Source organism: Chitinophaga sp. YR627 (assembly GCF_900114995.1).
In the GTDB taxonomy this organism is placed as follows: Bacteria; Bacteroidota; Bacteroidia; order Chitinophagales; family Chitinophagaceae; genus Chitinophaga.
In genome coordinates this window covers 17,534-40,734 of sequence record NZ_FOUX01000003.1, presented here as the reverse complement: position 1 = coordinate 40,734, position 23,201 = coordinate 17,534, and the positions used below count along the sequence as shown (strand labels likewise).

The 23,201-nt window shown below is 45.7% G+C and carries 24 protein-coding genes and 1 pseudogene; 17 read left to right on the top strand and 8 right to left on the bottom strand.

Translation table 11 applies throughout. From position 1 onward, the window contains the following. Positions 1 to 45 precede the first annotated feature (45 nt). On the bottom strand, positions 46 to 387 hold the full coding sequence (locus BMZ72_RS15595) for a hypothetical protein (protein WP_089809920.1): 342 nt from the start codon (positions 385 to 387) through the stop codon (positions 46 to 48). Positions 388 to 700: 313 nt separating this feature from the next. Here BMZ72_RS15595 and BMZ72_RS15590 point away from each other — a divergent pair, with 313 nt between their 5' ends. The 5 genes from BMZ72_RS15590 (at position 701) to rsgA (ending at position 5,883) form a co-directional block, all read left to right on the top strand. Next, positions 701 to 1,702 (top strand): AAA family ATPase, encoded by a 1,002-nt coding sequence (locus BMZ72_RS15590; protein ID WP_089809918.1) that lies wholly within the window; start codon positions 701 to 703, stop codon positions 1,700 to 1,702. Positions 1,703 to 1,755: 53 nt separating this feature from the next. Further along, positions 1,756 to 2,619, top strand: coding sequence for a DUF58 domain-containing protein (locus tag BMZ72_RS15585; protein ID WP_089809916.1), 864 nt, complete (start codon positions 1,756 to 1,758; stop codon positions 2,617 to 2,619). A gap of 26 nt (positions 2,620 to 2,645) precedes the next feature. Beyond that, positions 2,646 to 3,635, top strand: coding sequence for a hypothetical protein (locus tag BMZ72_RS15580; protein ID WP_089809914.1), 990 nt, complete (start codon positions 2,646 to 2,648; stop codon positions 3,633 to 3,635). Between the two features lie 34 nt (positions 3,636 to 3,669). Further along, entirely contained in the window at positions 3,670 to 4,680 is a 1,011-nt protein-coding gene (locus BMZ72_RS15575) for a vWA domain-containing protein (protein ID WP_089809912.1), read from the top strand. 267 nt (positions 4,681 to 4,947) lie between these two features. Continuing rightward, entirely contained in the window at positions 4,948 to 5,883 is a 936-nt protein-coding gene (gene rsgA / locus BMZ72_RS15570; RefSeq protein ID WP_089809910.1) for a ribosome small subunit-dependent GTPase A, read from the top strand. A 111-nt stretch (positions 5,884 to 5,994) separates the two neighbouring features. Here the strand turns inward: rsgA and BMZ72_RS36585 are convergent, their stop codons facing one another. Genes BMZ72_RS36585 through BMZ72_RS15565 form a run of 3 tightly spaced genes read right to left on the bottom strand, consistent with a single transcriptional unit; the run spans position 5,995 to position 6,891 of the window. Continuing rightward, a complete protein-coding gene (locus BMZ72_RS36585; RefSeq protein WP_177222806.1) occupies positions 5,995 to 6,150 on the bottom strand; it encodes a hypothetical protein in 156 nt (51 codons plus the stop codon). A 15-nt stretch (positions 6,151 to 6,165) separates the two neighbouring features. Next, the gene (locus BMZ72_RS36580; protein WP_177222805.1) at positions 6,166 to 6,321 is read right to left on the bottom strand and encodes a hypothetical protein; all 156 of its coding nucleotides are present in this window, start codon (positions 6,319 to 6,321) and stop codon (positions 6,166 to 6,168) included. A 39-nt stretch (positions 6,322 to 6,360) separates the two neighbouring features. After that, positions 6,361 to 6,891, bottom strand: a complete 531-nt coding sequence (locus tag BMZ72_RS15565; RefSeq protein ID WP_089809908.1) for a gamma carbonic anhydrase family protein — start codon at positions 6,889 to 6,891, stop codon at positions 6,361 to 6,363. A gap of 110 nt (positions 6,892 to 7,001) precedes the next feature. On the opposite strand from BMZ72_RS15565, the gene BMZ72_RS15560 reads away from it, so the two are divergent. The 6 genes from BMZ72_RS15560 to BMZ72_RS15540 all read left to right on the top strand — a co-directional run bounded on the left by BMZ72_RS15560 (position 7,002) and on the right by BMZ72_RS15540 (position 11,574). Further along, a complete protein-coding gene (locus BMZ72_RS15560; protein ID WP_255373208.1) occupies positions 7,002 to 8,138 on the top strand; it encodes an aspartate aminotransferase family protein in 1,137 nt (378 codons plus the stop codon). Between the two features lie 191 nt (positions 8,139 to 8,329). Beyond that, on the top strand, positions 8,330 to 8,503 hold the full coding sequence (locus tag BMZ72_RS36575) for a hypothetical protein (protein ID WP_177222804.1): 174 nt from the start codon (positions 8,330 to 8,332) through the stop codon (positions 8,501 to 8,503). 289 nt (positions 8,504 to 8,792) lie between these two features. Next, the gene (locus BMZ72_RS15555; RefSeq protein ID WP_089809904.1) at positions 8,793 to 9,437 is read left to right on the top strand and encodes a hypothetical protein; all 645 of its coding nucleotides are present in this window, start codon (positions 8,793 to 8,795) and stop codon (positions 9,435 to 9,437) included. A gap of 44 nt (positions 9,438 to 9,481) precedes the next feature. After that, positions 9,482 to 9,781 (top strand): winged helix-turn-helix domain-containing protein, encoded by a 300-nt coding sequence (locus BMZ72_RS15550; RefSeq protein ID WP_012788096.1) that lies wholly within the window; start codon positions 9,482 to 9,484, stop codon positions 9,779 to 9,781. A gap of 51 nt (positions 9,782 to 9,832) precedes the next feature. Beyond that, on the top strand, positions 9,833 to 11,188 hold the full coding sequence (gene creD, locus BMZ72_RS15545; RefSeq protein WP_089809901.1) for a cell envelope integrity protein CreD: 1,356 nt from the start codon (positions 9,833 to 9,835) through the stop codon (positions 11,186 to 11,188). Between the two features lie 20 nt (positions 11,189 to 11,208). Then, complete coding sequence (locus BMZ72_RS15540) at positions 11,209 to 11,574, top strand: diacylglycerol kinase family protein (RefSeq protein ID WP_012788094.1); 366 nt, start codon at positions 11,209 to 11,211, stop codon at positions 11,572 to 11,574. Positions 11,575 to 11,630: 56 nt separating this feature from the next. Here BMZ72_RS15540 and BMZ72_RS15535 read toward each other — a convergent pair whose 3' ends face one another. Further along, positions 11,631 to 15,020 (bottom strand): hypothetical protein, encoded by a 3,390-nt coding sequence (locus BMZ72_RS15535; protein ID WP_089809899.1) that lies wholly within the window; start codon positions 15,018 to 15,020, stop codon positions 11,631 to 11,633. A 56-nt stretch (positions 15,021 to 15,076) separates the two neighbouring features. On the opposite strand from BMZ72_RS15535, the gene BMZ72_RS15530 reads away from it, so the two are divergent. Next, entirely contained in the window at positions 15,077 to 15,715 is a 639-nt protein-coding gene (locus BMZ72_RS15530; RefSeq protein WP_089809897.1) for an MBL fold metallo-hydrolase, read from the top strand. 5 nt (positions 15,716 to 15,720) lie between these two features. On the opposite strand, the gene BMZ72_RS15525 is transcribed toward BMZ72_RS15530, so the two are convergent. Further along, positions 15,721 to 17,259: an oligosaccharide flippase family protein gene (locus BMZ72_RS15525; RefSeq protein ID WP_089809895.1), complete on the bottom strand. Its 1,539-nt coding sequence runs from the start codon at positions 17,257 to 17,259 to the stop codon at positions 15,721 to 15,723. A 25-nt stretch (positions 17,260 to 17,284) separates the two neighbouring features. Then, positions 17,285 to 17,665, bottom strand: a pseudogene (arfB, locus tag BMZ72_RS15520) (alternative ribosome rescue aminoacyl-tRNA hydrolase ArfB); the annotation flags it as partial. 103 nt (positions 17,666 to 17,768) lie between these two features. Here arfB and BMZ72_RS15515 point away from each other — a divergent pair. The 5 genes from BMZ72_RS15515 to BMZ72_RS15495 are packed head-to-tail and all read left to right on the top strand — an operon-like array spanning position 17,769 to position 22,411. Continuing rightward, positions 17,769 to 19,130, top strand: a complete 1,362-nt coding sequence (locus BMZ72_RS15515; protein ID WP_089809891.1) for a hypothetical protein — start codon at positions 17,769 to 17,771, stop codon at positions 19,128 to 19,130. A gap of 41 nt (positions 19,131 to 19,171) precedes the next feature. Further along, complete coding sequence (gene dtd, locus BMZ72_RS15510) at positions 19,172 to 19,624, top strand: D-aminoacyl-tRNA deacylase (protein ID WP_089809889.1); 453 nt, start codon at positions 19,172 to 19,174, stop codon at positions 19,622 to 19,624. Positions 19,625 to 19,629: 5 nt separating this feature from the next. Further along, positions 19,630 to 19,956 carry a nucleotide pyrophosphohydrolase gene (locus BMZ72_RS15505; RefSeq protein WP_089809886.1) on the top strand — a complete coding sequence of 109 codons (327 nt, stop codon included), beginning with the start codon at positions 19,630 to 19,632 and terminating at the stop codon, positions 19,954 to 19,956. A 26-nt stretch (positions 19,957 to 19,982) separates the two neighbouring features. Then, a complete protein-coding gene (locus BMZ72_RS15500) occupies positions 19,983 to 20,936 on the top strand; it encodes a YihY/virulence factor BrkB family protein (RefSeq protein ID WP_089809884.1) in 954 nt (317 codons plus the stop codon). Positions 20,937 to 20,980: 44 nt separating this feature from the next. Further along, complete coding sequence (locus BMZ72_RS15495; protein WP_089809882.1) at positions 20,981 to 22,411, top strand: glycine--tRNA ligase; 1,431 nt, start codon at positions 20,981 to 20,983, stop codon at positions 22,409 to 22,411. Between the two features lie 66 nt (positions 22,412 to 22,477). Here the strand turns inward: BMZ72_RS15495 and BMZ72_RS15490 are convergent, their stop codons facing one another. Continuing rightward, positions 22,478 to 23,197: a ferredoxin--NADP reductase gene (locus tag BMZ72_RS15490; RefSeq protein ID WP_089809880.1), complete on the bottom strand. Its 720-nt coding sequence runs from the start codon at positions 23,195 to 23,197 to the stop codon at positions 22,478 to 22,480. Positions 23,198 to 23,201: the final 4 nt, after the last annotated feature.

Genomic DNA, 23,201 nt, shown 5'->3' with positions numbered 1-23,201 from the left:
AATGCCGGGCCGTATCATACAGACCGGTGAAAAAAGGGGCGCTGCCTAGCGCCCCTCAAGATCGTCAAAGTATGCAATGATATGCTCCTGTAAAAATCTTTCCTGTTCGAACATACTCATTTTAGGAACGGGTTGCACTTCCCTGAAATGAGGCCAGCCATCCTTGTCGCGGCCCTCTACCTCAAAGTAGCCACTCTGGCTCAACAGTGTACAGGTGGCCACATGCATGAGGTCCTGTTTCTGCTCCTTGGTGAATTTCTTTTTTATGTGATTCAGCTCCTGGACACCTATTAAAAAGAGGATCGCCTCCATATTTGGTTTCTTACCGAAACGTTCTGTAAGCATATCCTCCACCCGTTTCCATTGCTGCGCGAAATCTTCCTGCATCTTTCTAAATATTTAATTATGAGCTCCGTATGGAGAAGTTACGATTGCAAATGTACGTTATAAAAAAAGATGATATAAATATGCTCAGGCTTTATTAATTTGGTCGCATGAGTTGGTGAGACTTATGAATGACCATTTTCTGATATAGGCACACCTGGAAAAACCTGAGGATCCTGATAATCATAGACGTAATTCGTAATTTGTCATTTATAATGTTATTATTAACAGCATTTTAACGGGCAAAAACTGCGCGTGGCGCGGGCTTTTACCTACGGAATGTTTACTTTAGCAAACTTGTAAATCATATATAAGCATGGAGAATACATCGTATGATATCCGTCAATTGAACGAAAAGATCCATCAGGCCAGTGCATTTGTGGACCTGCTGAACCTGGAGCTGAGTAAGGTGATCGTTGGTCAGCGTTACATGGTAGATAGGTTGCTTATCGGCTTGCTGGCAGGTGGTCACGTATTGCTGGAAGGTGTTCCGGGTCTGGCAAAAACACTGTCCATCAAATCTTTGTCCTCTGCAATCAATGCGAAATTCAGCCGTATTCAGTTCACACCGGATCTCCTGCCGGCTGACGTGATAGGTACTATGTTATTTAACCAGCAGAAGAACGAGTTCGTGGTACGTCGTGGTCCTATCTTCGCCAACTTTATCCTGGCGGATGAGATCAACCGTGCCCCGGCAAAGGTGCAGAGTGCGCTGCTGGAAGCAATGCAGGAAAGACAGATCACCATCGGTGATACTACTTTCAAACTGGATGATCCGTTCCTGGTACTGGCTACCCAGAACCCGATAGAACAGGAAGGTACCTATACGCTGCCGGAAGCACAGGTAGACCGTTTCATGCTGAAAGTGACTATCGGCTATCCAACAAAAGAAGAAGAACGTCATATCATCCGTCAGAACCTGAATCCGCAGGCTTCCGTACAGATCAATCCAGTGGTACAGCCATCAGACATCCTGGCGGCGCGTAAGCTGGTGCGTGAAGTATACATGGATGAGAAAATAGAACGCTATATCATCGATATCGTTTTCGCTACCCGTAATCCGGAAGACTATAAACTGCAAAAGCTGAAACCGCTGATCTCTTATGGTGGTTCCCCAAGGGCCAGCATCAACCTGGCACTGGCAGCTAAAGCATATGCATTCACCAAACGCAGAGGATATGTAATTCCTGAAGACGTACGCAGCATCTGCTTTGATGTAATGCGTCACCGTGTTGGTCTTACTTATGAAGCAGAAGCAGAGAATGTAACAAGCGAAAACATCCTCAGTGAAATTCTGAATGCGGTAGAAGTACCTTAGTCTTTATAGTTAAAGTCGGGAGTAGTAATCATTATTCATTTTAATCATTACCGGTGGATACTGCGGAAATATTAAAAAGGGTAAGGAGGCTGGAAATAAAGACCAGAGGCCTTTCCAATCACATCTTCTCAGGTGAATACCATAGTGCTTTCAAAGGCCGTGGTATGTCGTTCAGTGAGGTAAGGGAATACCAGTTCGGAGATGATATCCGGTCTATCGACTGGAATGTGACTGCGCGTTTCAATCACCCGTTCGTAAAGGTATTTGAAGAAGAACGTGAACTGACCCTGATGCTGATGGTAGATGTGAGTGAAAGCTCCGTCTTCGGAACCTCCAAACAGAACAAGCGGAACATGATCACTGAATTGTGTGCCGTACTGGCGTTTTCTGCTATCAACAACAACGATAAGGTAGGTGTGATCTTTTTTAGCGACGGTGTTGAAAAATATATCCCGCCTAAAAAAGGAAAATCGCATATCCTGTTTATCATCCGTGAACTGATCTCTTTCGAACCAAAACGTAAGGGCACGAATATTAAGGAAACATTACGCTTCTTTAATAATGCGACCAAGAAAAGAAGCATCGTATTCCTGATGAGTGACTTCCTGACCGGCAGTTACCAGGATGCGCTGAACATTGCATCAAAGAGACATGACATGGTTGGTATACACGTATATGACCAGCGTGATAAAGAATTACCTTCCGTAGGATTGATCCAGATGAATGACCTGGAAACAGGCGAGCGTCAGTGGGTGGATTCCTCCGATAAACAGGTACAGCAGTATTACACCCATCAGTTCAATCAGCACGTGCAATATTGCCGCAATTCATTCAAGAAGAGCGGCGCAGATCTAATCAGTATCCGTACCGATGAAGATTATGTAAAAGCCCTGCAGAACTTTTTCGTAAACAGGTGATAGTCTAAAGCTGAGCAAGTATTAACATGGCTAAACTGATTATAGTTAAACGTCTTATTTTATTTTTTCTGCTTGGATTTATCCTGGCGCCATTTGCTTCCTACGCACAGCAGGGTGAAGTAAAGGCAACAGTCGATACAGAGAGCATCCGTTTGGGAGAACAGGTTCAGCTGCGTCTTTCGGCAACTATGCCTCCACAGGGCATGGATATCGTGTTTCCGCAGATACCGGATTCCTTCGGACATTTTGAAGTAGTACGCCGCTCCCCGCTGGATACTACCGCACAGGGCAGCACAAAACTGCTGGGACAAACCATCGTACTGACCAGTTTTGATTCAGGCAGATGGGATATTCCGGCGTTGCGTTTTGACATTGTCAATAATGGTAACATCACGGATTCCGCTTTTACAGGTCCGCTGTTTATTGATGTCAATACCGTGAGCGTTGATACAACAAAAGCCTTCAAACCTATCAAAGGTCTGCGCACTGTAGCCTGGAGTTTCTGGGATTACTGGTTATATTTTGCCATTGGCATATCCGCAGCACTGATTGGTATCGGCTTATTTGTATACTTCCGTAACCGGCCTAAGAAAACGGCGCCTGTAGTAGCCGCTCCGATTGTTCCGCCTTACGAGATCGCATTGCGGCAGTTGCAGCAGCTGAAAGCGGAAAAGGTATGGCAGCAGGGAGATATCAAACAATATTATACCCGTCTTACAGATATTTTGCGCGCTTATTTTGAGCAACAGTTTAACATTCCTGCATTGGAGCAAACCACAGAAGAACTGTTACAGCATATCAAACCTGTTACTATTCTGAACCAGCAGCGCGACAAGCTACGTAGCCTGTTAAGTGTAGCTGACCTTGCGAAGTTTGCAAAACTGATGCCTTCTCCGGAAGAGCATGAAAGTGCCATGCAACAGGCGCAGGAGATTGTTGAGTGGACGAAACCGGCAGTAGAGAAAGCCGCAACCGCAGAAAACGGGAAAGAAGAAATAAAGCAGCCTGCGAAGTAGGTTGCTCCTTGAAAAGAGAAATTATTATCAGTAAATGGATTTTTCGATCTGGAAAAATATTGAATTCGCCCATCCCGCCTTCTTCGGATTGCTGGTGCTGATACCGGTAATGATTTACTGGTATATTGCCCGGCAGCAACGCAGACAGGTTGCTATGGAAATGTCTTCCCTGCAGGGATTGAAAGGCTTGCCGGTATCCTGGAAGGTGAGATTGCGCCCCTTATTGCTGGTATTGCGCTTAGTGGCTTTCACCGCACTGGTGGTGGCCCTTGCCAGACCGCAGACAAGTAATACCTCTGAAAGTATCGACAGTGAAGGTATCGATATCGTACTGGCGATAGATATTTCGGGTAGTATGCTGGCGCAGGACTTACAACCTGATAGGCTGGAAGCAGCCAAAAGGGTGGCTATGAACTTTGTAGACAGCCGTATCAGTGACCGTATTGGTCTCGTGATCTTCTCCGGCGAGAGCTTTACACAATGCCCTATTACAACTGATCACGGCGTGCTGAAAAATCAGATCGCACAGGTGAAAAGTGGTATGTTGCAGGATGGTACAGCGATCGGTATGGGACTGGCTACATCTGTAGAACGTTTACGAACCAGCAAGGCAAAAAGTAAAGTGATCATCCTCCTGACGGATGGTGTGAACAATACCGGTCTGGTAGACCCGCTTACCGCGCTGGAGATCGCAAAGGCATTTAAGATCCGTGTCTATACGATCGGTGTGGGTACTATTGGTAAAGCACCATTCCCGATGACAATGCCGGATGGCTCTATTCAGATGCAGATGCAGGATGTACAGCTGGACGAACCTTTAATGAAAAAGATCTCTGTTGAAACAGGAGGTAAATATTTCAGAGCGACCAGCAACAAGGAACTGGAAAACATTTATGGAGAGATCGACAAACTGGAGAAAACGAAGGTAGAAATCACCTCTTATAAACGCTTTGCGGAGCATTTCTTCCTACTGGCCATGCTGGCGCTGGCGTGTATGCTGCTGGAAGTGGTATTGAGATATACGGTTTTCAGAAGTCTGCCGTAAAGAGAAATTAAGAATTAAAAATTAAGTATTAAGAATTGAATGCAGCGGAGATAGGTGGAATAATTAATAATATTTTAGTATTATAAATAGAAAAGGGTGTCTAGTTAGAAACTTAGGCACCCTTTTCTATTTATGATACCCAATCTAGATGTTTAAACCGGCAGGAAGCGAGAGACAAGAAAATTGGCCAATAATTCTTAATTCTTAATTCCTAATTCTTAATTGAAAAACGACCTACCTTTATACCTTAAATAATTACGAGAAGCATTGCAGGCAACTATTTACAGATCGACCGGTAGCTGGTATACAGCAAAAACAGCCGAAGGAGAAGTGTTCCAGGCACGTATCAAAGGGGTATTAAAAATCGATGAAGATATTACCTCCACCAACCCTATTGCCGTAGGGGATGTGGTAGAGATCGTGCGGGAAGATGGAGATGCTACTGCAAATAATGCAATGATCACGGAGATCAGTAAGCGACATAATTACATCGTGCGGAGCTCTCCGCATAAGAAGAACCAGAAACATATTGTGGCGGCCAATATGGATCAGGCGATGCTGATCTGTACGGTAAAGGAGCCACGTACGTCCAACGGCTTTATGGACAGGTTCCTGGTAACAGCGGCAGCCTATCATATTCCAGTGATCCTGGTCTTTAATAAAAGGGATATTTATAAAGAAAAAGACCTGGACAAGTTCGCCGAACTACAGGTTTTATATGAAGATATCGGTTATAAAGTCCTACTGGTATCTGCAGAAACGACTGACGGTATCGATCTCCTGAAAGCGGAGATGAAAGATAAAACGACCCTGATGGCAGGGCATTCCGGTGTAGGTAAATCTTCTCTGATCAACCGTTTGCTGCCGGGACTGGAACTGCGTACAAAAGCAGTGAGCGGATGGAGCGGAAAAGGGCTGCACACGACTACCTATGCAGAAATGTATGATCTGCCGGATGGTGGTAAACTGATTGACACACCGGGGGTGCGTGAGTTTGGTATTGTGGATATCACAAAACCGGAATTGTCGCATTATTTCCTGGAAATGCAGCCTTATCTGCAGGAGTGTCAGTTCAATAACTGTCTCCATATCAACGAGCCGGGATGTGCCGTAAAAGCAGCTGTAAATGAGGGAGAAATCGATGTTGAGCGTTATGTCAGCTATGCCAGTATCCTGGAAACCATACAGGAAGACCAATACTGATCCGCAGGACTCTGCTGACCGGTATTAGTCCTTCTCCAACAGGCTTCCGGGGGAAATACCTGCCCATGTCAAATTATATATTTTAGTTATCTGAACAGATGCTTGCTGCTGTCAACGACGTTTCTTTTTCTTCGGAGCGCTCATTTCGTCCAGCAGTTTTTCCGCACCCCAGTTCTTGCGGGGCGTAGGGCAACCTGTCTTACGGGTACGACAGGCGGATAGTCCGATGAGGGACATCACCAGTACAAAGAGTACTAATCTTTTCATAGGGTAGCTTATTTATCAGAATACTCTTCCGTTCATCTGTTTGATAGATGACCTGTTCTGTTTTCCGTTTTTGGCAGAATAGTAGTTGTTGTTGGGGCAACCGGTACGCTCAGTTTTGCAGCCAATGGCAAAAATGCCGCATACCGCCATCAGGAATAATAGCTTTTTCATAGGGTAAGGTGTTAATAAATGCAAGATAATTAAAATATGTCACTTACTGCCGGCATCCTCTTTGAACCAGCCGGAGTACATGAGATAGTTGTTGGCAATGCGGTCTATTTCACCACTGATCAGGGATTGGCTGATATCTTTCACTTTTTTGGCAGGTACGCCGGCATAAATGGATCCCGGCTCTACTTTGGTACCTTCCAGTACCACTGCTCCTGCTGCAATGATGCTATTACTGCCAATGTGCGCATTATCCATCACAATAGAGCCCATGCCTATCAATACATTATCTTCAACAGTGCAGCCATGCACGAGCGCGTTATGTCCTATAGAGACATTATTGCCGATAATTGCTTTCGTTTTTTCATAGGTGCAATGTATCACAGCGCCATCCTGCACATTTACTTTATTGCCCATCCGAATGCTGTTCACATCTCCGCGGATCACTGCATTGAACCAGACGCTGCATTGATCGCCCATTACGACATCGCCTACGATCGTCGCATTTGGCGCAATAAAACAGTCGTTTCCCATTGTAGGCAGTATTCCTTTAACCGGTAAGATGACAGGCATATAGTTAATTTTAACGCAAAAGTAAATAAAATCGTATAGCGTATTTTTGTGCCAGCATGAATAACAGACAACTATTTTTACGCCATGTGGCTCAGCTATCTGATGCCCCTATGGCTCTTGAGATAACAAAGGCCTCCGGCATGTATATGTGGGATGCAGATGGCAAAAAGATCATGGATCTGATTGCGGGCATCAGTGTGTGTAACGTAGGACACTCCCACCCTGCTGTGGTCAATGCCATTAAGGAACAGGCGGAGCAATATATGCATCTGCTGGTGTACGGAGAACTGATCCAGACCCCACAGGTAGGCTTTGCCACCCTGCTGACACAACACCTGCCGGCATCACTCAATAGCGTCTATTTCACCAATTCCGGAGCGGAAGCTGTAGAAGGCGCTATGAAACTGGCCAAACGTTATACCGGCAGGACAGAGATCCTGGCTTTTGAAAGAAGCTACCATGGTTCCACACAGGGGGCTATGAGTATCATGGGTGATGAGACCTGGAGAAATGCCTATCGTCCCTTATTGCCTGATATACAGCATCTTCAATATAATACCTGGGAGGCGCTGGACCAGATTACCGAACGTACAGCCTGTATTATCCTGGAAACCGTACAGGCGGAAGCCGGTGTAAGAGTACCGCAGAAAGAATGGTTACAGGCCATCCGGGAGAAATGTACTGCTACGGGCACCCTGATGGTGCTGGACGAAATACAGTGCGGACTGGGAAGAAATGGTAGTCTGTGGGCATTCGAACAGACGGGCGTAGTACCGGATATACTCCTGCTGGGAAAAGCCCTGGGTGGTGGTATGCCGATGGGCGCATTCATTGCCGACAGGGAGATCATGTGGAGTTTTACCCATAAGCCAGTGCTTGGACATATGACCACCTTTGGCGGGCACCCGGTGATCTGTGCAGCAGGTATGGCTGGATTTAAGGTATTACTTGAAGAGAATCTTATAGAAAGCGTAAAAGCGAAAGGACAGCTGTTCCATCAGTATCTGAAGCATCATGCAATAAAGGATATCCGCTCCCTTGGATTGATGATGGCCGTTGAATTTGAGAGCTTTGCTATGAATAAGAAGGTGATTGATCTGTGTATAGAAAAGGGCCTGCTGACAGACTGGTTCCTGTTTGCCCCGGAATGTCTGCGTATTGCGCCTCCATTGATTATCAGTGAAGAGGAGATCAGGCAGGCTTGTGATATTATACTCGAGGCAGTAGCAGAAGCGGCGAAGGGATAAATGATTATTTAAACATATTGAAAGGTCATCGGCATTGCTGATGGCCTTTTTTGTTTGATGTGAAAAAGCCCCGGAGAAGAGAGGGGATTTTTCCTGTTTCTGATCGGGGCTGAGAGTTAGATGTAGTCGTAGCGTTAATTTAGATGCATTGTAATCTACTGACATTTTAACCTCAAAAACAATATGCTCATATGGACACAGGTATGGTCATCGCTACTCTTGGTAGTATTGTATTCATTTTGGCACTTGGAGCACTTTTAGCCAGACAGACCCTTCGTATCGATGATATCGTTGCGCATCTCAAAAACATCAGCGATAAACTGGATCGTCTGAATCAGCAGCCTGTAAATAAACGGGACTTATGAGCTGGGTAAAAGGTCACTTTCGCAGAAACGGCACTTTCGTACCCGGTCATTTTCGAAAAGGCAGCTACCGTGGCAGCGGTACTGGCTGTAGTACGATCATTTTAGCTGTTATATTCCTATACCTTCTATCTCATTGTATTTGAGATATTAATCCCTTTCATCGCGCGCCGGCAGTGTAAACGCTGCCGGCTATATTTCCTGCGCTGCTCCTTTTTCCAACCCATAATAGAAAAATATATTTTGTCATCTCCCTAAAATATGTAACTTTGATTCACAAAGTACTTTAAGTATGACAGAAGAACAGCAACACCTGCAAACATTAAGTGATATCAAACGCATCATGGAACGTAGCAGCCGCTTTTTATCCTTAAGCGGATTAAGTGGTGTTTTTGCTGGCGCTTCCGCACTGGCAGGTGCGGGTGCCGCACTGGTTCTTTTCCGTTCGTACTATGACAAATGGGAAGTCAGAGGTCACTATGATGATACAGATTTTTCTACACTCAGATTGCAGTTGATCCTGTTAGGTCTTGTGGTCATGTTCCTGGCAGCTGCCGGTGGACTTTATTTCACCTGGAGACGGGCGAAAAAGAACAACCTGCCGGTATATGATGCTACCTCCCGTAAAGTACTCATTAATGGGATGATCCCTATGGCAGCAGGTGGCGCCTTTATCGTCGGCCTGATGTACAACAATATGGATGTACTTATTGCCCCTTCCTGTTTGATATTTTACGGTATGGCTGTACTCAATGCCAGCAAGTATACAGTTTCTGATACGAAATATTTGGGTATTGCAGAAATAGCCCTGGGAATATTAAATGTTTTCTTTTTGCGCAGAGGGCTTTACTTTTGGGCTGTCGGTTTTGGTGTTATGCATATATTTTATGGCATCGTGATGTGGTGGAAATATGAACGGAATGCCGTAGAAGAGTGAACCGGTGCTGTTTGGTATCAATTTTTTGAATAAATGATGAACTCGTGATCAATCCCATAGGTAACTTAAATAAGATATTTGACAGCCGTATACGGCTGGGGGTCATGAGCATCCTGATGGTGAATGAGGAAGTAAGCTTTAATGACCTGAAGCAGATGCTGGAATTGACCGATGGTAATCTTGCCTCCCATCTTAGTACCCTGGAGGAGAATGGTTTTCTGAAAGTACATAAGGGGTTTGTCGGACGTAAAACCAATACCACCTATTCTATTACGAAAGCTGGTGAAAAGGCTTTCAAAGGGCATCTTGCTGCGCTCGAAAATATGATCCGCTCTATGGAGTGATTTTTTTTGCCTTTACACTTTGAAATACAAAGCACTTTAAATACAGTAAATATGGAAACAACGAATATGAATGATGGTTCCAGCCGTCCTAATGAATCCTCGCGCCAGCTCCCGGACAATGCAGCGCCCGGGCCGTCTTTCTTTGAAAGATATGCCTATGGTATTAAGGCCCTGCTGATAGGCATCCTGGTCCTCTTATTGTTGATACCCGCCAATATGATCATGGGCCTGATATCCGAAAGAGAACAGCGCCAGTTTGAGGCCAAAGGAGAAGTGAGCGGTAAATGGGGGGACGCCCAGACCATCACCGGACCTGTACTGGTAATACCTTATTATAGCAAGCCTAATGTAGTTTCCCACGCGATCTATCTGCCGGAAAAACTAAAGGTCAATGGTCAGCTGATGCCGGAAATCCGCAGAAGAGGGATCTATGAAGTAGCCGTCTATACATCCAGACTGGATATCAGCGGTGCCTTTTCCAAACTTGATCTCAGCGAACTGAATATCCCTGCGGCAGCAGTCCTGCTGAAAGATGCCTATCTCGCCGTTGGTGTGAATGATATGCGTGGGATCAGTAACCAGGCAGGTGTGCAGTGGAACGGCCAGACCTATTATTTCAATCCAGGTATTCCGGCGGCAGATCTTTTTCACAATGGCATGCAGGTGAAAGTGCCCTTATCAATGTCCGACAGTGGCATCGTAGCCGGTAACTTTGCGGTAAATCTTGAGCTGAAAGGTTCCGGTCAGCTGTACTTCTCCCCTGTTGGAAAAACGACCTCTGTAGAAATGAAGTCGAACTGGACTAACCCGAGTTTTGATGGCGCCTTTTTGCCAAATGTGCATAATGTGGATAGTAAAGGTTTTACTGCTGCATGGCAGGTCTCTAACCTGAACCGCAATTTCCCACAAAGCTGGATCGGTAATAACAGTAACCTGCATTCCGCGGACTTTGGTGTAAAATTGTTCCTCCCCGTCGATACCTATCAGCAATCAACCCGTGCTGTTAAATATGCAATATTGATCATCGGCCTTTCATTCCTTGTTTATTACTTCATCGAACTATTACAGCGATACTCCGTTCATCCATTACAATATATACTCATAGGCGTGGCTTTGTGTGTATTTTATACTCTGCTCATTGCCCTTGCTGAACAATTGAATTTCAGTATTGCTTACCTGATAGCAGCGGTCATGACCATTGGCCTGGTATCCTTTTATACGGCAAGCGTATTACGAAGTATTCGTCTGGCTGCTGGTATCGGTGGCGCACTTTCCCTGCTCTATGGATTCATCTACGTGATCATCCGATCCGAAGACCAGGCCCTGTTAATGGGTAGTCTGGGGCTCTTCATAATACTGGCCATTGTGATGTACTTTAGCCGGAGAATTAAGTGGGGAGAATTATAAACCAGTAAATAAAGATATTCATGCAAACCGGTCGTTATCTGCAACAACGCATACGAAGTTTTAAATACGCCATTCAGGGAATCATTGCTTTTCTGCGTAGTGAACCTCATGCCCGTATTCATGCCGTCGCAACGGTGCTGGTGATAGCGGCCGGTTTTTATTACAGATTGTCAGCCAGCCAATGGCTCCCTATATTGATCGTCATTGGAATGGTGTGGGTTACCGAGATGTTGAATACTGTTGTTGAAAAGATCATGGACCATTTGTCCCCGGACTATCACCCCCGGGTGAAGTGGATCAAAGATGTTGCTGCGGGGGCGGTACTTGTTGCGGCATTGATCGCTGCTATTACAGGAGCTGTCATTTTTATCCCTATCCTGTATTAAAACAAAAGGGGCCCGTTATTCAACGAGCCCCTGCTTTATATGTGTTAATCCGATTATTAGAAGTCAACTCCCAATCCAAAATACCAGATCGGTTTGCCACGGAAGAATGCTACTGCCGGCCAGCCTGCATCTATTCTCAGGAAGTAACCTGCCAGCGTTGTACGGGCGCCGAAACCATAACCTCCTACAAATGGTCCGAGGAAACCTTCTTTCACTTTCACTGTTACCGTTCCGTCATTCCCTGTATAATAGGTATAGTTAGCATCTTTGAAGCTCAGTTTTTCGTTCCAGGCAGTTCCGATGTCCACGAAGCTGGTCACCTGGAAGTTACGAACAAGCGCTGAGTTGATCGGTCTGTTCATGAAGGTCGCAAATACCGGTAAACGTAATTCCGTGTTGAATACCATTACGTTATTACCGTTACGGGCATTCTGCTTGTAACCACGCAGCGGTGTAGCCAGTGTCTGATACGCATAGTTTGCGTTCATATTTACCGGCGTATTGGTATTGATCTTAGGCGTCAGCCAGTTGTCGCTACCACCCAGGTAATACAACAGTTTACGTGTACCCCATGACAGGTCAGCTGAGAAGCGGGTAGCCCAGATAAAGTTGCGGTAAATAGAGTGATAATGTCTTACATCAATACCCATATTGTACGTGAACTTGCCTTTACCTGCGGCAGCTCCCTGATCAAATATATCGTTCAGGTCACCGTTGATCTGGGCATTCATATCACCATAGATCTTATAACGGGTACCATGCCAGATGTTAGTGGCAGGGTTGATGGTATTGTCATACACATATTCCAGACGAACCAATGCATAGTTATCAGCATAGTTTTTCATCTTCAGTGTAGTCGGATCGGATGCCGCTACTACAAACTTGTCGTTACGCAGACCTACCTGTAAACGAACGCTTCTTGCCTGGTCAAACGGATAGCGTACTTCAAACTGGAAGAGGTTTGTTTTCAGTTTGGCTGGGAAATCCAGCAGGTTACCGGAGGTATCGACACCGAGGCTGCTGTATTTATCCACTCTGCGGTAGTAAGTGAATTTATAGTCAAAGCGTTTTTTCAGATAAGCGCCGGAGATAAAATACTCAGTACCATCCAGGCTGGAAGGGAATCTGAAGCCACCATTGATCTTCACATCTTCCATCAGGTCACTTACACCGATACGGATCAGACCATTCACTGGGTCAGCCAGTCTGATCGGACTTACAGGAGGACCGGTAAATGGCTGGTACCTGTTGATCAGTACTGAGTTATCCAGTTGGAGGATCAGGTAGTCTGATGAGAATTTCCATTTATATGGCAGCAGTTTGGCCTTTTTCAGTACCGGCTCAATGAGCGGGATCTGTATGGCCATTGCTTCAGCAGCAGCTGTGGTATCTGGTGCTTCCTGTGCAAACTCGCTCTGGAAGAAATCACCGTGTTTTGCCGTATCTGTTTTTGCCTTCTCATGATAGGTCGGCAGACCAAGACGGATACTATCCTCATGCATCTGACGGGACCTGAAGGTAGTAGGACGGCTGGCAACGTTTCTCTTACGCAGTGTAACGGTATCGATCTTCAGTTTCTGGAGGTTCTTGAAACCATACTGCTGAATTACCTGAGATACTTCCGACTGGTCGCCTGCGCCTCTGGATTCTTTGATACCATAAGAGTAGTTGGACATCGGGAAAGTATAGGTAGAGTCTTTTGTCAGGGAAACTGCCATTACAGAATCCGGTTCTGTAGCGCCATATTCCGCCAGGGCAGAATCGAGGTCTGCTTTGTCAGGGTTATGGAGGATCTCAGAACCTACGAAGAACAGGGAGTCTACTCCGGCTCTTTCAGTTTTGAAGAAACCTGCATAACGGTTACGGATACCGTTTACGTCAGATACGAACGTAAAGTGGGTCGTGTTATACTGTAATGGTGAACGTGCGTCACCGTATTTCATGTCTGTCAGCTGGGATATCTGCTTGTCGGCACTCTTGTTAAAGTTGTCGATCAGGAAGACGTTATAATGTCCGGCAGGCAGTATAGTATCGCCGCTTTTAGCGGTTGGTGAAGGTCTGTTGGATGAGTAAATGATACCACTTTTACCAGGGAACGATACAAAAGACGGATCCAGGTCATCATACACATCGTTGGTGATCTGTTCAGCGGTCTTTTTGTTGATGCTGTAAGTGTAGATATCTGTATGGCCATTCTTCACGGCAGACAGCAACAGGGAGTTGTCATACTCGAAGAAGTATTTCACGTCAATGATCCTGTCAAATCTTGGCAGATCTTCCCTGGTGCTGGTCCTGGTAACCAGGTCATATACCATGAGTTTGGTAACCCCTTCATGCTCATACACGATGGCCAGACGGTTCCCTTTCTGGTTCCATGCCAGCAGCGGATAGTTAGGGTCCAGCTGGCTGGCCTGCATTCTTACACCACTGCGCAGCAGCACTTTCGGCTTCATGTCAGCAAACTGGATCTGTACTTTATACAGGCCTTTGGAGAATTCAACCACTGCATAGTAGTTGCTCTTCGGGTTAGCCTGGAAACGGTAGAAGTCTGATTTGTTCAGTTCTCTGGATACAACGGTACGTGCGCCACGGGTACTCTGACGGCGACGGCGGTTGTCATCCTGATAACGTTTGGTATTGAATATCATGAAGTCTTTGAGCGCATTTTTCGGTTTCTGGTTCAGCACCTGCTCAAAGCCTTTTTTCAATCCACGGTTAATACGGGAGATATACATCAGATAAGGCACTGCATCCTTACCATATTTACTTTCTACATAATACCAGAACGCATGTCCGGCCAGGGTTGGTTTTTCGTAGGCCAGCTGGTAAAAGTCTTTATATCTGCCGGACTGAATGGCATCTTTCAGCTCATCATCCAGTTGAGTGTTCCAGTTTTCAGCCGCATAAGCCACAAATCCATCTGTGAACCATTTAGGGAAATCGATCAGGATCGTGTTACCTGCAAACTCTCCGATATCTTCTCCAAACAGCAGGTTTTCGAGCATCACACGGGCAATACCTTCACGGATCTGACGGTAGAGGTGTTGGTGGTCACCATCGAAATAAACGATCAGTTTGTTGCCCACCAGCTTGGTAATACCACCTGTATTCTGCCACTCAACGCCAATGCCTATATTTGATTGCTTCATTTCTCCGAAGCTGTTGTACACCACGATATTCACACGCTGACGGAAGGTAAATTCCATGAACTGCTCCAGTTGCGGCAATTCCTTTTCTGCTACCTGTGCAACATATTTACCCAGTTCAAGACCGTTTTGGCTGAAATACGTATTAAAATGACGGGTTTGATAATAACGCCATTTGAAATTCTTATGCTGTATGCGGTTCTGCCCAAATTCCACGGTATTGGTCTGTGCCTGAGATAGATACGGGCCAAGTAATAGGGTACCGGTAATTATTAATAACCTGGTAATAAGTCGGTTCATACAGAAAGTATTGATAATATTGCGTTCTGAATTAAAAATAGCAAAAATCGGCAACAATGATGGAAATACAACATTTCACCTTTAATCCGTTTCAGGAAAATACCTATTTACTCATTAACGAAAAAAAGGAATGTATAATTATAGATCCGGGCTGTTATTTTGAAGAAGAAAGGAAACAATTACAGAGTTATATCGAAAAAGAGGGGCTTAAAGTTACACGCCTGCTCAATACTCACTGCCATATCGACCATGTTCTCGGCAATAAGCTGGTGGTTACAACATATGGCGTAGGCCTGGAAATACACCCCCTGGAGAAGCTTTTGCTCGACCGCTCTCCTGAAATAGGGAAAATGTATAATATTCCCTTTGACCCCTCCCCTGAACCCGTTCGTTTCCTTGAAGATGGTGAAAAGATCACTTTTGGTGATGATGAACTGGAGGTACTGCTCGCACCTGGTCATTCACCAGGCAGCGTATGCTTTTATTCCGCCGCCGGGAAATTCGTGATTGGTGGCGATGTGCTGTTCTTCCAGAGTATCGGTCGTACCGATCTCCCCGGAGGCAGTCATCAAACTTTATTAAACAGTATACGGGAGAAATTGTTCGTATTGCCTGATGATGTGACGGTATATCCTGGCCACGGACAGTCCACGACTATCGGGTACGAAAAGCAGCATAATCCCTTCCTGCAATAGCAGGATCAGATCTTTGCGACATACTTACCAATGAACGGGAGCCTGGAAAACTCTTTCTTTTCCATCTTCAGCAGGAACCAGATATATGCGAAGAAGAAAATGGTCGCTACTGTAAGCGATAATGGACTTAACGCATAGATATCCCGGGGAGAGAACAGGGTCCTGTTCAACAGGTCATATACATAGAAAGTGCCTACTGCTCCCAGTATGTAGGTGAGTATACGCGGGAGGTGATAAGGCACCGGGTAATATTTTTGTCCGAGTACATAACAGATGGCCATCTGCACAAAATAACAGGCCATGGTGGCCAGGGCTGCTCCAAAATATCCCATAACAGGGATCCACCACCAGTTCAGCAGGAAAGCGAGTACCGCCGTGACGATCGTGATCAGCGCACCGGTTTTGGTCCGGTCAGTCAGTTTGAACCAGATGGTCAGGTTGTAATAGATGCCAAGGAACATATTGGCCAGCAATAAGATAGGTACGATCTTCATACCCGGATAGTACTCCGGTTTGCGGAGGAATATTTTCCAGATATTCAGGTACAACCCGACGAACAGGAACATCATACAAAGCAGTACAACGAACAGCTTCATAATACGGGCGTACATTTTCTGCGGATCCTTGCCTTCGGCCTGTTTGAAGAAAAAGGGCTCTGCCCCTAACTTAAATGCCTGTATGAACATAGTGATCAGGATCGCCAGTTTGTAATTGGCCGCATAGATGCCGATCAGCTCTTTTTTATCATTCAGGTTGTTTCCCGGCAGGAATTCCGGCAGAAACCAGGCCCTGTCAAAGGTCTCATTGACCATGCCCGCCATGCCGAAGAAGATCAGCGGAACGGAATAATTCAGCATCTGCCGCCACAATACCTTGTCAAATTTCCAGCTGATGCGCATCAGTTGTGGCAGGAATAACAGGAAAGTGACCCCGCTTCCCAGCATATTACTCAGGTACACATAGCCCAGCTGGTTACCACCCGGACGTATCTCAGGCAGCCAGGTCTGACCGGCGGCATACAATTTCGGGATGACTACCAGGAACAGTACGTTAAACGCAATCGTGGTGATAATTCCTGTCAGACGGATAACGGCATAACGTACCGGTCTGTTTTCCATTCGCAACTGTGCAAAAGGGATCGCGGTCAGGGCATCAAATGCCATGATCAGTACCAGGGATGTATAAAATCCCGGGTGACCGCCCAGTCCGCCCAGTTCGCCAATATATGAATTGATGATCGTTCCCCTGAACAGCAGTAATATGATGGTAAAGCTAATAGTAGAAAATAACAGGGATATTGTTGAGGTACTCAGAACGGACTGGCTGTTCTCCTTTTTAGCAAAGCGGAAGAAAGCCGTTTCCATCCCATAGGTGAGTATAATATTCATGAAAGGCACATAGGCATATACCGTAGACATCTCCCCATAAGAAGCCTGTGTCATCAGCTCCAGATAGAGGGGGGTAAGGAAGTAATTAAGCAGCTTACTCGCAATGTTACTAAAGCCGTAATAGATCGTTTGTCCTGCCAGTGATTTTATACTCAATGCCCTGAAATTTTTCCAAAATTAACTATTCCAGCCCTTTCCGGCGCAGCTGTTTTTTCTCAGACTGTTGTTTTTTAAGCTGAATTCTCTTCTCCCGTACCGCTCTGGACGGCCGTGTGGGCACTCTCTTTTTGGGTTTGATGAGCGCTTTACTTACCAGTTCGTTCATCTTTTTGATGACGAGTTGCTTGTTCCCCAGCTGGGTACGCTCTTCCTGTGAGCGGACCTGCAACAGTCCTTCTGCATTGATGCGGTGGCCCAGTTTTTCCTGTACCAGTGTTTTTTGTTCCTGGGTTAACAATGCTGACGCGGAGACGTCGAAATATCCTTCTACCATGGTCTCCACTTTGTTGACATTTTGTCCGCCTTTACCCCCACTTCTGGCTGTCTGGAAGGTGATTTCAGCGGAAAGATCTAAGCTCATTAATTAACGTTTCTTTATAATTGATTGTCGTAATTTAATAAAGGTAAATGATTTTATTTGCCGCCCACCCTTAATCCTGTGCTATATGGCTCTTTTTACACCCATTCAGTTACGCGTTCTGAAAACAAGCTGGATACCAGCACTCCTGATATGGTCAATCACCGCCTTTTGTATGTTGAATAATATTGTCCGGCAGGACAACTTTGAATATATCAGATATGGTGGATTTGCGCTGATGACGGTATTACCCCTCTTCATCACGGCAGTATGGGAAATGTTGATAAAGAAAGAATGGAAGCATGCGGTCATCATTGCACTGGCGGTACTTTTAACCGCTGTATTACAGGTAGGATTGAGTAAAATGCTGATGCAAAGGACAGATCTGGATATGCGATTTCTCCTGGAAAAGATCAATACTTTCGCCGTACTGTTACTGATCTTTATTACCCGGTTCTATCTTGCCGGCATGAGCGATAAACTCAATGCTGCGCTTGTGGGTGCATTGATCTATTTCCTGATGCCCAAAGAAGGTATACCATTAAATAATCTCCAGCTGGCCCGTGACCTGCCGGTATTATCCCTTTTCTCTTCCTACACTAAAATAGCGCTTGCGCTGCCTGTCGGATATTGCTGTTTTATCTGCTATTATGTGATCGTGTTCCTGATTGAAAATAGCTATAAGTGGCAGTTCTACAGCATGTTATTACAATCAAAAGTGCAGATGCTGGCAAAATGGGAGTACTTCTTCCTCTTCCTGTCACTGTGTTTTGTCTATATCGGCGCCATCGGCGTACTGGATACCAATATTTATATGTTCTTCGAAGAAGGTCCGCAGCCATTGACGGTTGCAGGTTATATGCTCTTTTCTACGCTGGGGATGATCCTCCTGTTATATGGAGTGGCCGGATTAATGCGTAATGTCGTTACCAGCCGGGCACTGACAGTAGGCAAATATTCCTTCTGGACCCTGCTCCTGCATTATGTACCGGTCCTCAATATCGGTGCAGTGACCTGGTTGTTTTTCTCAAAAGAAACCCCTGCTACCGCATCTGAACATGCGGCTACCTATATGCAACAGGACAGGACACCGGCACAAAATATCATGATTGCTGCCGGCATCCTGGTGACAGTCTTCAACATTTATATGCTGCTGACGCAACCTACAGGATTGCGACTGCCTGTTATCGGTTTGATTGGTGGATTATACCTGCTGAAGATCATCGGCTATATCCGTTTGCGTTCCGGAAGAGCCGCTGTAGGTCTGGTGATGTCCCTGAACGTTATCACCATACTGTTTGCCAGCAGTGGTCACCTGATACTGATCATGGCATTGCTCTATCTTTACTACTATCTGTTGCTGGAGCTTTTCTGCCCTAAACTCGAAATCGAAGACACGATGAAGATCCAGGAGCCGGAAACCGGCGATATTTTCACTCATACCGCATAATTATTTAATTTCCCGTCGCAATAAACTGATCTGTTACACATATGCGTGCAGTTATACAACGCGTGTCCCGGGCATCCGTGACCGTAGACGGGAATATTACAGGTAGTATCAATACCGGACTGCTGGTATTATTGGGCATTGAAGATGCCGACAATACAGAAGATATTGTCTGGCTGAGTAATAAAATCGTGAACCTCCGTATTTTTAACGACGAAGAAGGTGTAATGAACCGATCGGTAAAAGAAGCGGATGGGGATGTCCTGCTTGTCAGCCAGTTTACCCTGCATGCTGCCACCAAAAAAGGCAACCGCCCCTCCTATATCCGCGCCAGTAAGCCGGATATAGCCATACCCCTGTATGAGCAGATGATCAGTCAGTTAGGCCAGGATATGGGGAAAAAGGTCCCTACCGGTATTTTTGGCGCAGATATGAAGGTAGACCTGTTGAATGACGGCCCCGTTACGATCATTATTGACACAAAAGCAAAAGAATAATCGATATGACTATCAAAGAAGCACAGGAACAGATTGACGGCTGGATCCGGACCGTCGGTGTTCGTTATTTCAGCGAACTGACCAATATGGCTATCCTGACCGAAGAAGTGGGAGAAGTAGCCCGTATTATGGCCCGCCAGTACGGGGAACAGTCCAGTAAAGAATCTGATAAAAAGAAAGAACTGGGCGATGAACTGGCTGATGTGATGTGGGTATTACTTTGTATCGCCAACCAGACAGGGGTGGATATGACCGCTGCCCTGGAGAAGAATTTCGAGAAAAAGAACATCCGTGATGCCAACCGGCACAAGAACAATGAGAAGCTGCAATAAGGCAGGTTTTTTGTTAAAGCAATCATATGAAGATCCCGGCTATAGTAATAACCTACTGGCAGATCCTGAAGCAGACTGTCAATGACTTTATGGATGATAAGGTGCTCAAGCTCAGTGCGGCATTATCCTATTACACTATCTTTTCCATTGCGCCGATGCTCATTGTGATCATCACTTTATGTGATGTATTCCTGGGAAAGGAAGCCATTGAGGGCAGTGTATACGGACAGATCAATGATATGGTTGGTAATGAGGCGGCTCTCCAGATCCAGCAGATGATCAAAAATGCGGCACTTTCCGGAGACTCTACCGTGGCTACAGTAATCGGGATTGTGACCCTGATCATTGGTGCCACCAGTGTATTTGGTGAAATCCAGGACTCTATTAACTTTATCTGGCAGCTGAAGGCTAAACCTAAAAACGGTCTGCTGAAAATGCTGCTTAACCGTTTACTGTCCTTCTCCATGGTGGTCAGCCTCGGATTCATTCTGATGGTGTCCCTGGCGATGAACGGTATCATAGAACTGTTCAGTCAACAACTGGCTACCCTGTTCCCACAGGTGACCATGGTGTTGGTATACATTATCAACCTGGCACTGACCTTTGTGATCATCAGTACCCTCTTTGCCATCATCTTCAAGGTGCTGCCTGACGCCAAAATAAGGTGGAAACATGTGATCGTAGGGGCTGTGACAACCGCCATCCTGTTTATGATCGGGAAATTCGCCATTGGCATGTATCTGGGTTCCAGTAAGGTCGGGACTGCCTACGGGGCCGCGGGGTCTATTGTCATTATCCTGCTCTGGGTCTATTATTCGGCGATAATCCTGTATTTTGGGGCTGAATTTACCCAGGTGTATGTCCAGCATTTCGGGGGAAAGATCAGGCCCAATGAATATGCAGTGTACGTGAAGGAAGTGCCGGTAGAGACGGATGAATTGCCGGTAACAGCCCCTGTGACCAATGAAAAAGGTAAATAACAGGCTCCTTTAATTCCGAAAACCCTTATTATATTTGCGCCACTATGGCTACAGATCAGAACAAATTCCAGGCGATTATCTCGCATTGTAAAGAATACGGCTTCGTATTCCAGTCCAGTGAAATATATGACGGCTTAAGTGCAGTCTATGACTATGGCCAGAACGGAGCACAGTTGAAGAAGAATATCCGCGATTACTGGTGGAAAAGTATGACTCAGATGCACGAGAATATCGTGGGGATTGACTCTGCTATTTTCATGCACCCTACTATCTGGAAAGCTTCCGGACACGTAGATGGGTTCAGTGATCCGATGATCGATAACAAAGACAGCAAAAAGCGCTATCGCGTAGACCATCTGATAGAAGCGCATGCTGAAACCCTGCCTGAAGGCAACGGAGAAGTGCTGATCAGCAAAATGAACGAATTGCTGGCAGCAGATGATCTGGCTGGTTTAAAAACACTCATTGAAACTTATAATATCCAATGTGCTGTTAGCAAAACTGCTAACTGGACAGATGTTCGTCAGTTCAACCTGATGTTCTCCACTCAGTTGGGTAGCGTAACCGACGAAGCAAGCGAAATTTACCTGCGTCCGGAAACCGCACAGGGTATTTTCGTAAACTTCCTGAACGTACAGAAAACCGGCCGTATGAAGATACCTTTTGGTATCGCGCAGGTGGGTAAGGCTTTCCGTAATGAGATCGTAGCTCGTCAGTTCATCTTCCGTATGCGTGAATTTGAGCAGATGGAAATGCAGTTCTTCGTACGCCCTGGCACCCAGAAAGAATGGTTCGCCTACTGGAAGGAAGAGCGTCTGAAATGGCATAAGAGCCTGGGTATTGATCCGGATAAGTACAGATTCCATGTACATGATAAACTGGCTTTCTACGCTGACGCAGCAGAAGATATCGAATATGAATTCCCTATCGGTTTCAAAGAGGTAGAAGGTATTCACAGCCGTACTGACCATGATCTGAGCAGACATCAGGAGTTCAGCAGAAAGAAAATGCAGTATTTCGATACAGAAATTAACCAGAACTATATTCCATACGTGATAGAAACCTCTATCGGTCTGGATCGTATGTTCCTGTTAACGATCTGTGATGCTTATGTTGAGGAAGATCTTACGAAAGATGGCAAAGAAGATAGCCGTGTTGTAATGAAACTGCCTGCGAAGCTGGCTCCTGTAAAACTGGCCATCTTCCCGCTGACCAAGAAAGACGGTCTGCCGGAAATCGCCAAAGAACTGATGGATAAGTGTAAATCAGCTTTCCATTGCTTCTATGAGGAGAAAGATGCTATCGGTAGACGTTATCGTCGTCAGGATGCTATCGGTACGCCATTCTGTATAACGATCGACCACCAGACCAAAGAGGATGGCACTGTTACTATCCGTCATCGCGATAGCATGGAGCAGGAAAGAATCCCAATGGACAAGGTGAAAGAACTCGTGCTGAATAAGATCAACGAATAGAAAATAAGTATAAATTATAGAAAGGCCGCATCCTGGGATGCGGCCTTTTTTATTGTAGTATATCTTTTAGCCATATAACTCCTGGTGAATGTCATGTTTGTCATAACCCAGTGCCAGGATACGGTGTTTGGCCTCATCGATCATGTTTTTCCAGCCACACAGAAAGAAATGCGCCGGCTGATGTTGGGCCAGTTCCTCATAAATAAGATGCACATAACCTTTCCTGCCGGTCCATTTGTCGTCATCCCTGGACAGTGTAGGCGTATAATGAAAATCTGTTAATTCTTTCTCCAGCTCCCACATCTCTGATGCATACAGCAGGTCGCATTGCTGCCGGCACCCATAGATAAGATGAATAGGGGGATGTGGCAGGTCGTGTGCCTTTATATACTGCGCCATAGCCCTGAAAGGAGCAATGCCGGTGCCTGTACAGATGAAAAACAGGTCTTTGTCCAGTTGTTCGGGCAGTACAAAATGCCCCAATGGCCCTTTCAGGATCAGTTCACTCCCCTCTTTGATGTGGTTGAAGAGATAGTTAGTCCCTGCTCCTCCTTCCAGTAATACGATCACCAGTTCGATGGTATTGGTCTCATCCGGTGGGGAGGCAATGGAGTAGCTGCGCCAGCGTTTGTTTTTTTGTTCGTGTATGGGAAGATCGAGGGTGACAAACTGCCCGGCTTTAAAGCTGAAGCGCTCCAGCTCGGGGATCTGTATCCAGAATCTGCGTGTATTATGGGTTTCCTGTACGATACGGGTCACCAGTCCCTTATGCCATTGGTCCGCCATTTGT

Excerpts from the sequence above, each read along its gene's own strand:
- BMZ72_RS15595 (WP_089809920.1), bottom strand. The coding sequence starts at position 387 with ATGCAGGAAGATTTCGCGCAGCAATGGAAACGGGTGGAGGATATGCTT.
- BMZ72_RS15590 (WP_089809918.1), top strand. The coding sequence starts at position 701 with ATGGAGAATACATCGTATGATATCCGTCAATTGAACGAAAAGATCCAT.
- BMZ72_RS15580 (WP_089809914.1), top strand. The coding sequence starts at position 2,646 with ATGGCTAAACTGATTATAGTTAAACGTCTTATTTTATTTTTTCTGCTT.
- BMZ72_RS15575 (WP_089809912.1), top strand. The coding sequence starts at position 3,670 with ATGGATTTTTCGATCTGGAAAAATATTGAATTCGCCCATCCCGCCTTC.
- BMZ72_RS36585 (WP_177222806.1), bottom strand. The coding sequence starts at position 6,150 with ATGAAAAGATTAGTACTCTTTGTACTGGTGATGTCCCTCATCGGACTA.
- BMZ72_RS36580 (WP_177222805.1), bottom strand. The coding sequence starts at position 6,321 with ATGAAAAAGCTATTATTCCTGATGGCGGTATGCGGCATTTTTGCCATT.
- BMZ72_RS15565 (WP_089809908.1), bottom strand. The coding sequence starts at position 6,891 with ATGCCTGTCATCTTACCGGTTAAAGGAATACTGCCTACAATGGGAAAC.
- BMZ72_RS15560 (WP_255373208.1), top strand. The coding sequence starts at position 7,002 with ATGGCTCTTGAGATAACAAAGGCCTCCGGCATGTATATGTGGGATGCA.
- BMZ72_RS36575 (WP_177222804.1), top strand. The coding sequence starts at position 8,330 with ATGGACACAGGTATGGTCATCGCTACTCTTGGTAGTATTGTATTCATT.
- BMZ72_RS15555 (WP_089809904.1), top strand. The coding sequence starts at position 8,793 with ATGACAGAAGAACAGCAACACCTGCAAACATTAAGTGATATCAAACGC.
- creD (WP_089809901.1), top strand. The coding sequence starts at position 9,833 with ATGGAAACAACGAATATGAATGATGGTTCCAGCCGTCCTAATGAATCC.
- BMZ72_RS15540 (WP_012788094.1), top strand. The coding sequence starts at position 11,209 with ATGCAAACCGGTCGTTATCTGCAACAACGCATACGAAGTTTTAAATAC.
- BMZ72_RS15535 (WP_089809899.1), bottom strand. The coding sequence starts at position 15,020 with ATGAACCGACTTATTACCAGGTTATTAATAATTACCGGTACCCTATTA.
- BMZ72_RS15530 (WP_089809897.1), top strand. The coding sequence starts at position 15,077 with ATGATGGAAATACAACATTTCACCTTTAATCCGTTTCAGGAAAATACC.
- BMZ72_RS15515 (WP_089809891.1), top strand. The coding sequence starts at position 17,769 with ATGGCTCTTTTTACACCCATTCAGTTACGCGTTCTGAAAACAAGCTGG.
- dtd (WP_089809889.1), top strand. The coding sequence starts at position 19,172 with ATGCGTGCAGTTATACAACGCGTGTCCCGGGCATCCGTGACCGTAGAC.
- BMZ72_RS15505 (WP_089809886.1), top strand. The coding sequence starts at position 19,630 with ATGACTATCAAAGAAGCACAGGAACAGATTGACGGCTGGATCCGGACC.
- BMZ72_RS15500 (WP_089809884.1), top strand. The coding sequence starts at position 19,983 with ATGAAGATCCCGGCTATAGTAATAACCTACTGGCAGATCCTGAAGCAG.
- BMZ72_RS15495 (WP_089809882.1), top strand. The coding sequence starts at position 20,981 with ATGGCTACAGATCAGAACAAATTCCAGGCGATTATCTCGCATTGTAAA.
- BMZ72_RS15490 (WP_089809880.1), bottom strand. The coding sequence starts at position 23,197 with ATGGCGGACCAATGGCATAAGGGACTGGTGACCCGTATCGTACAGGAA.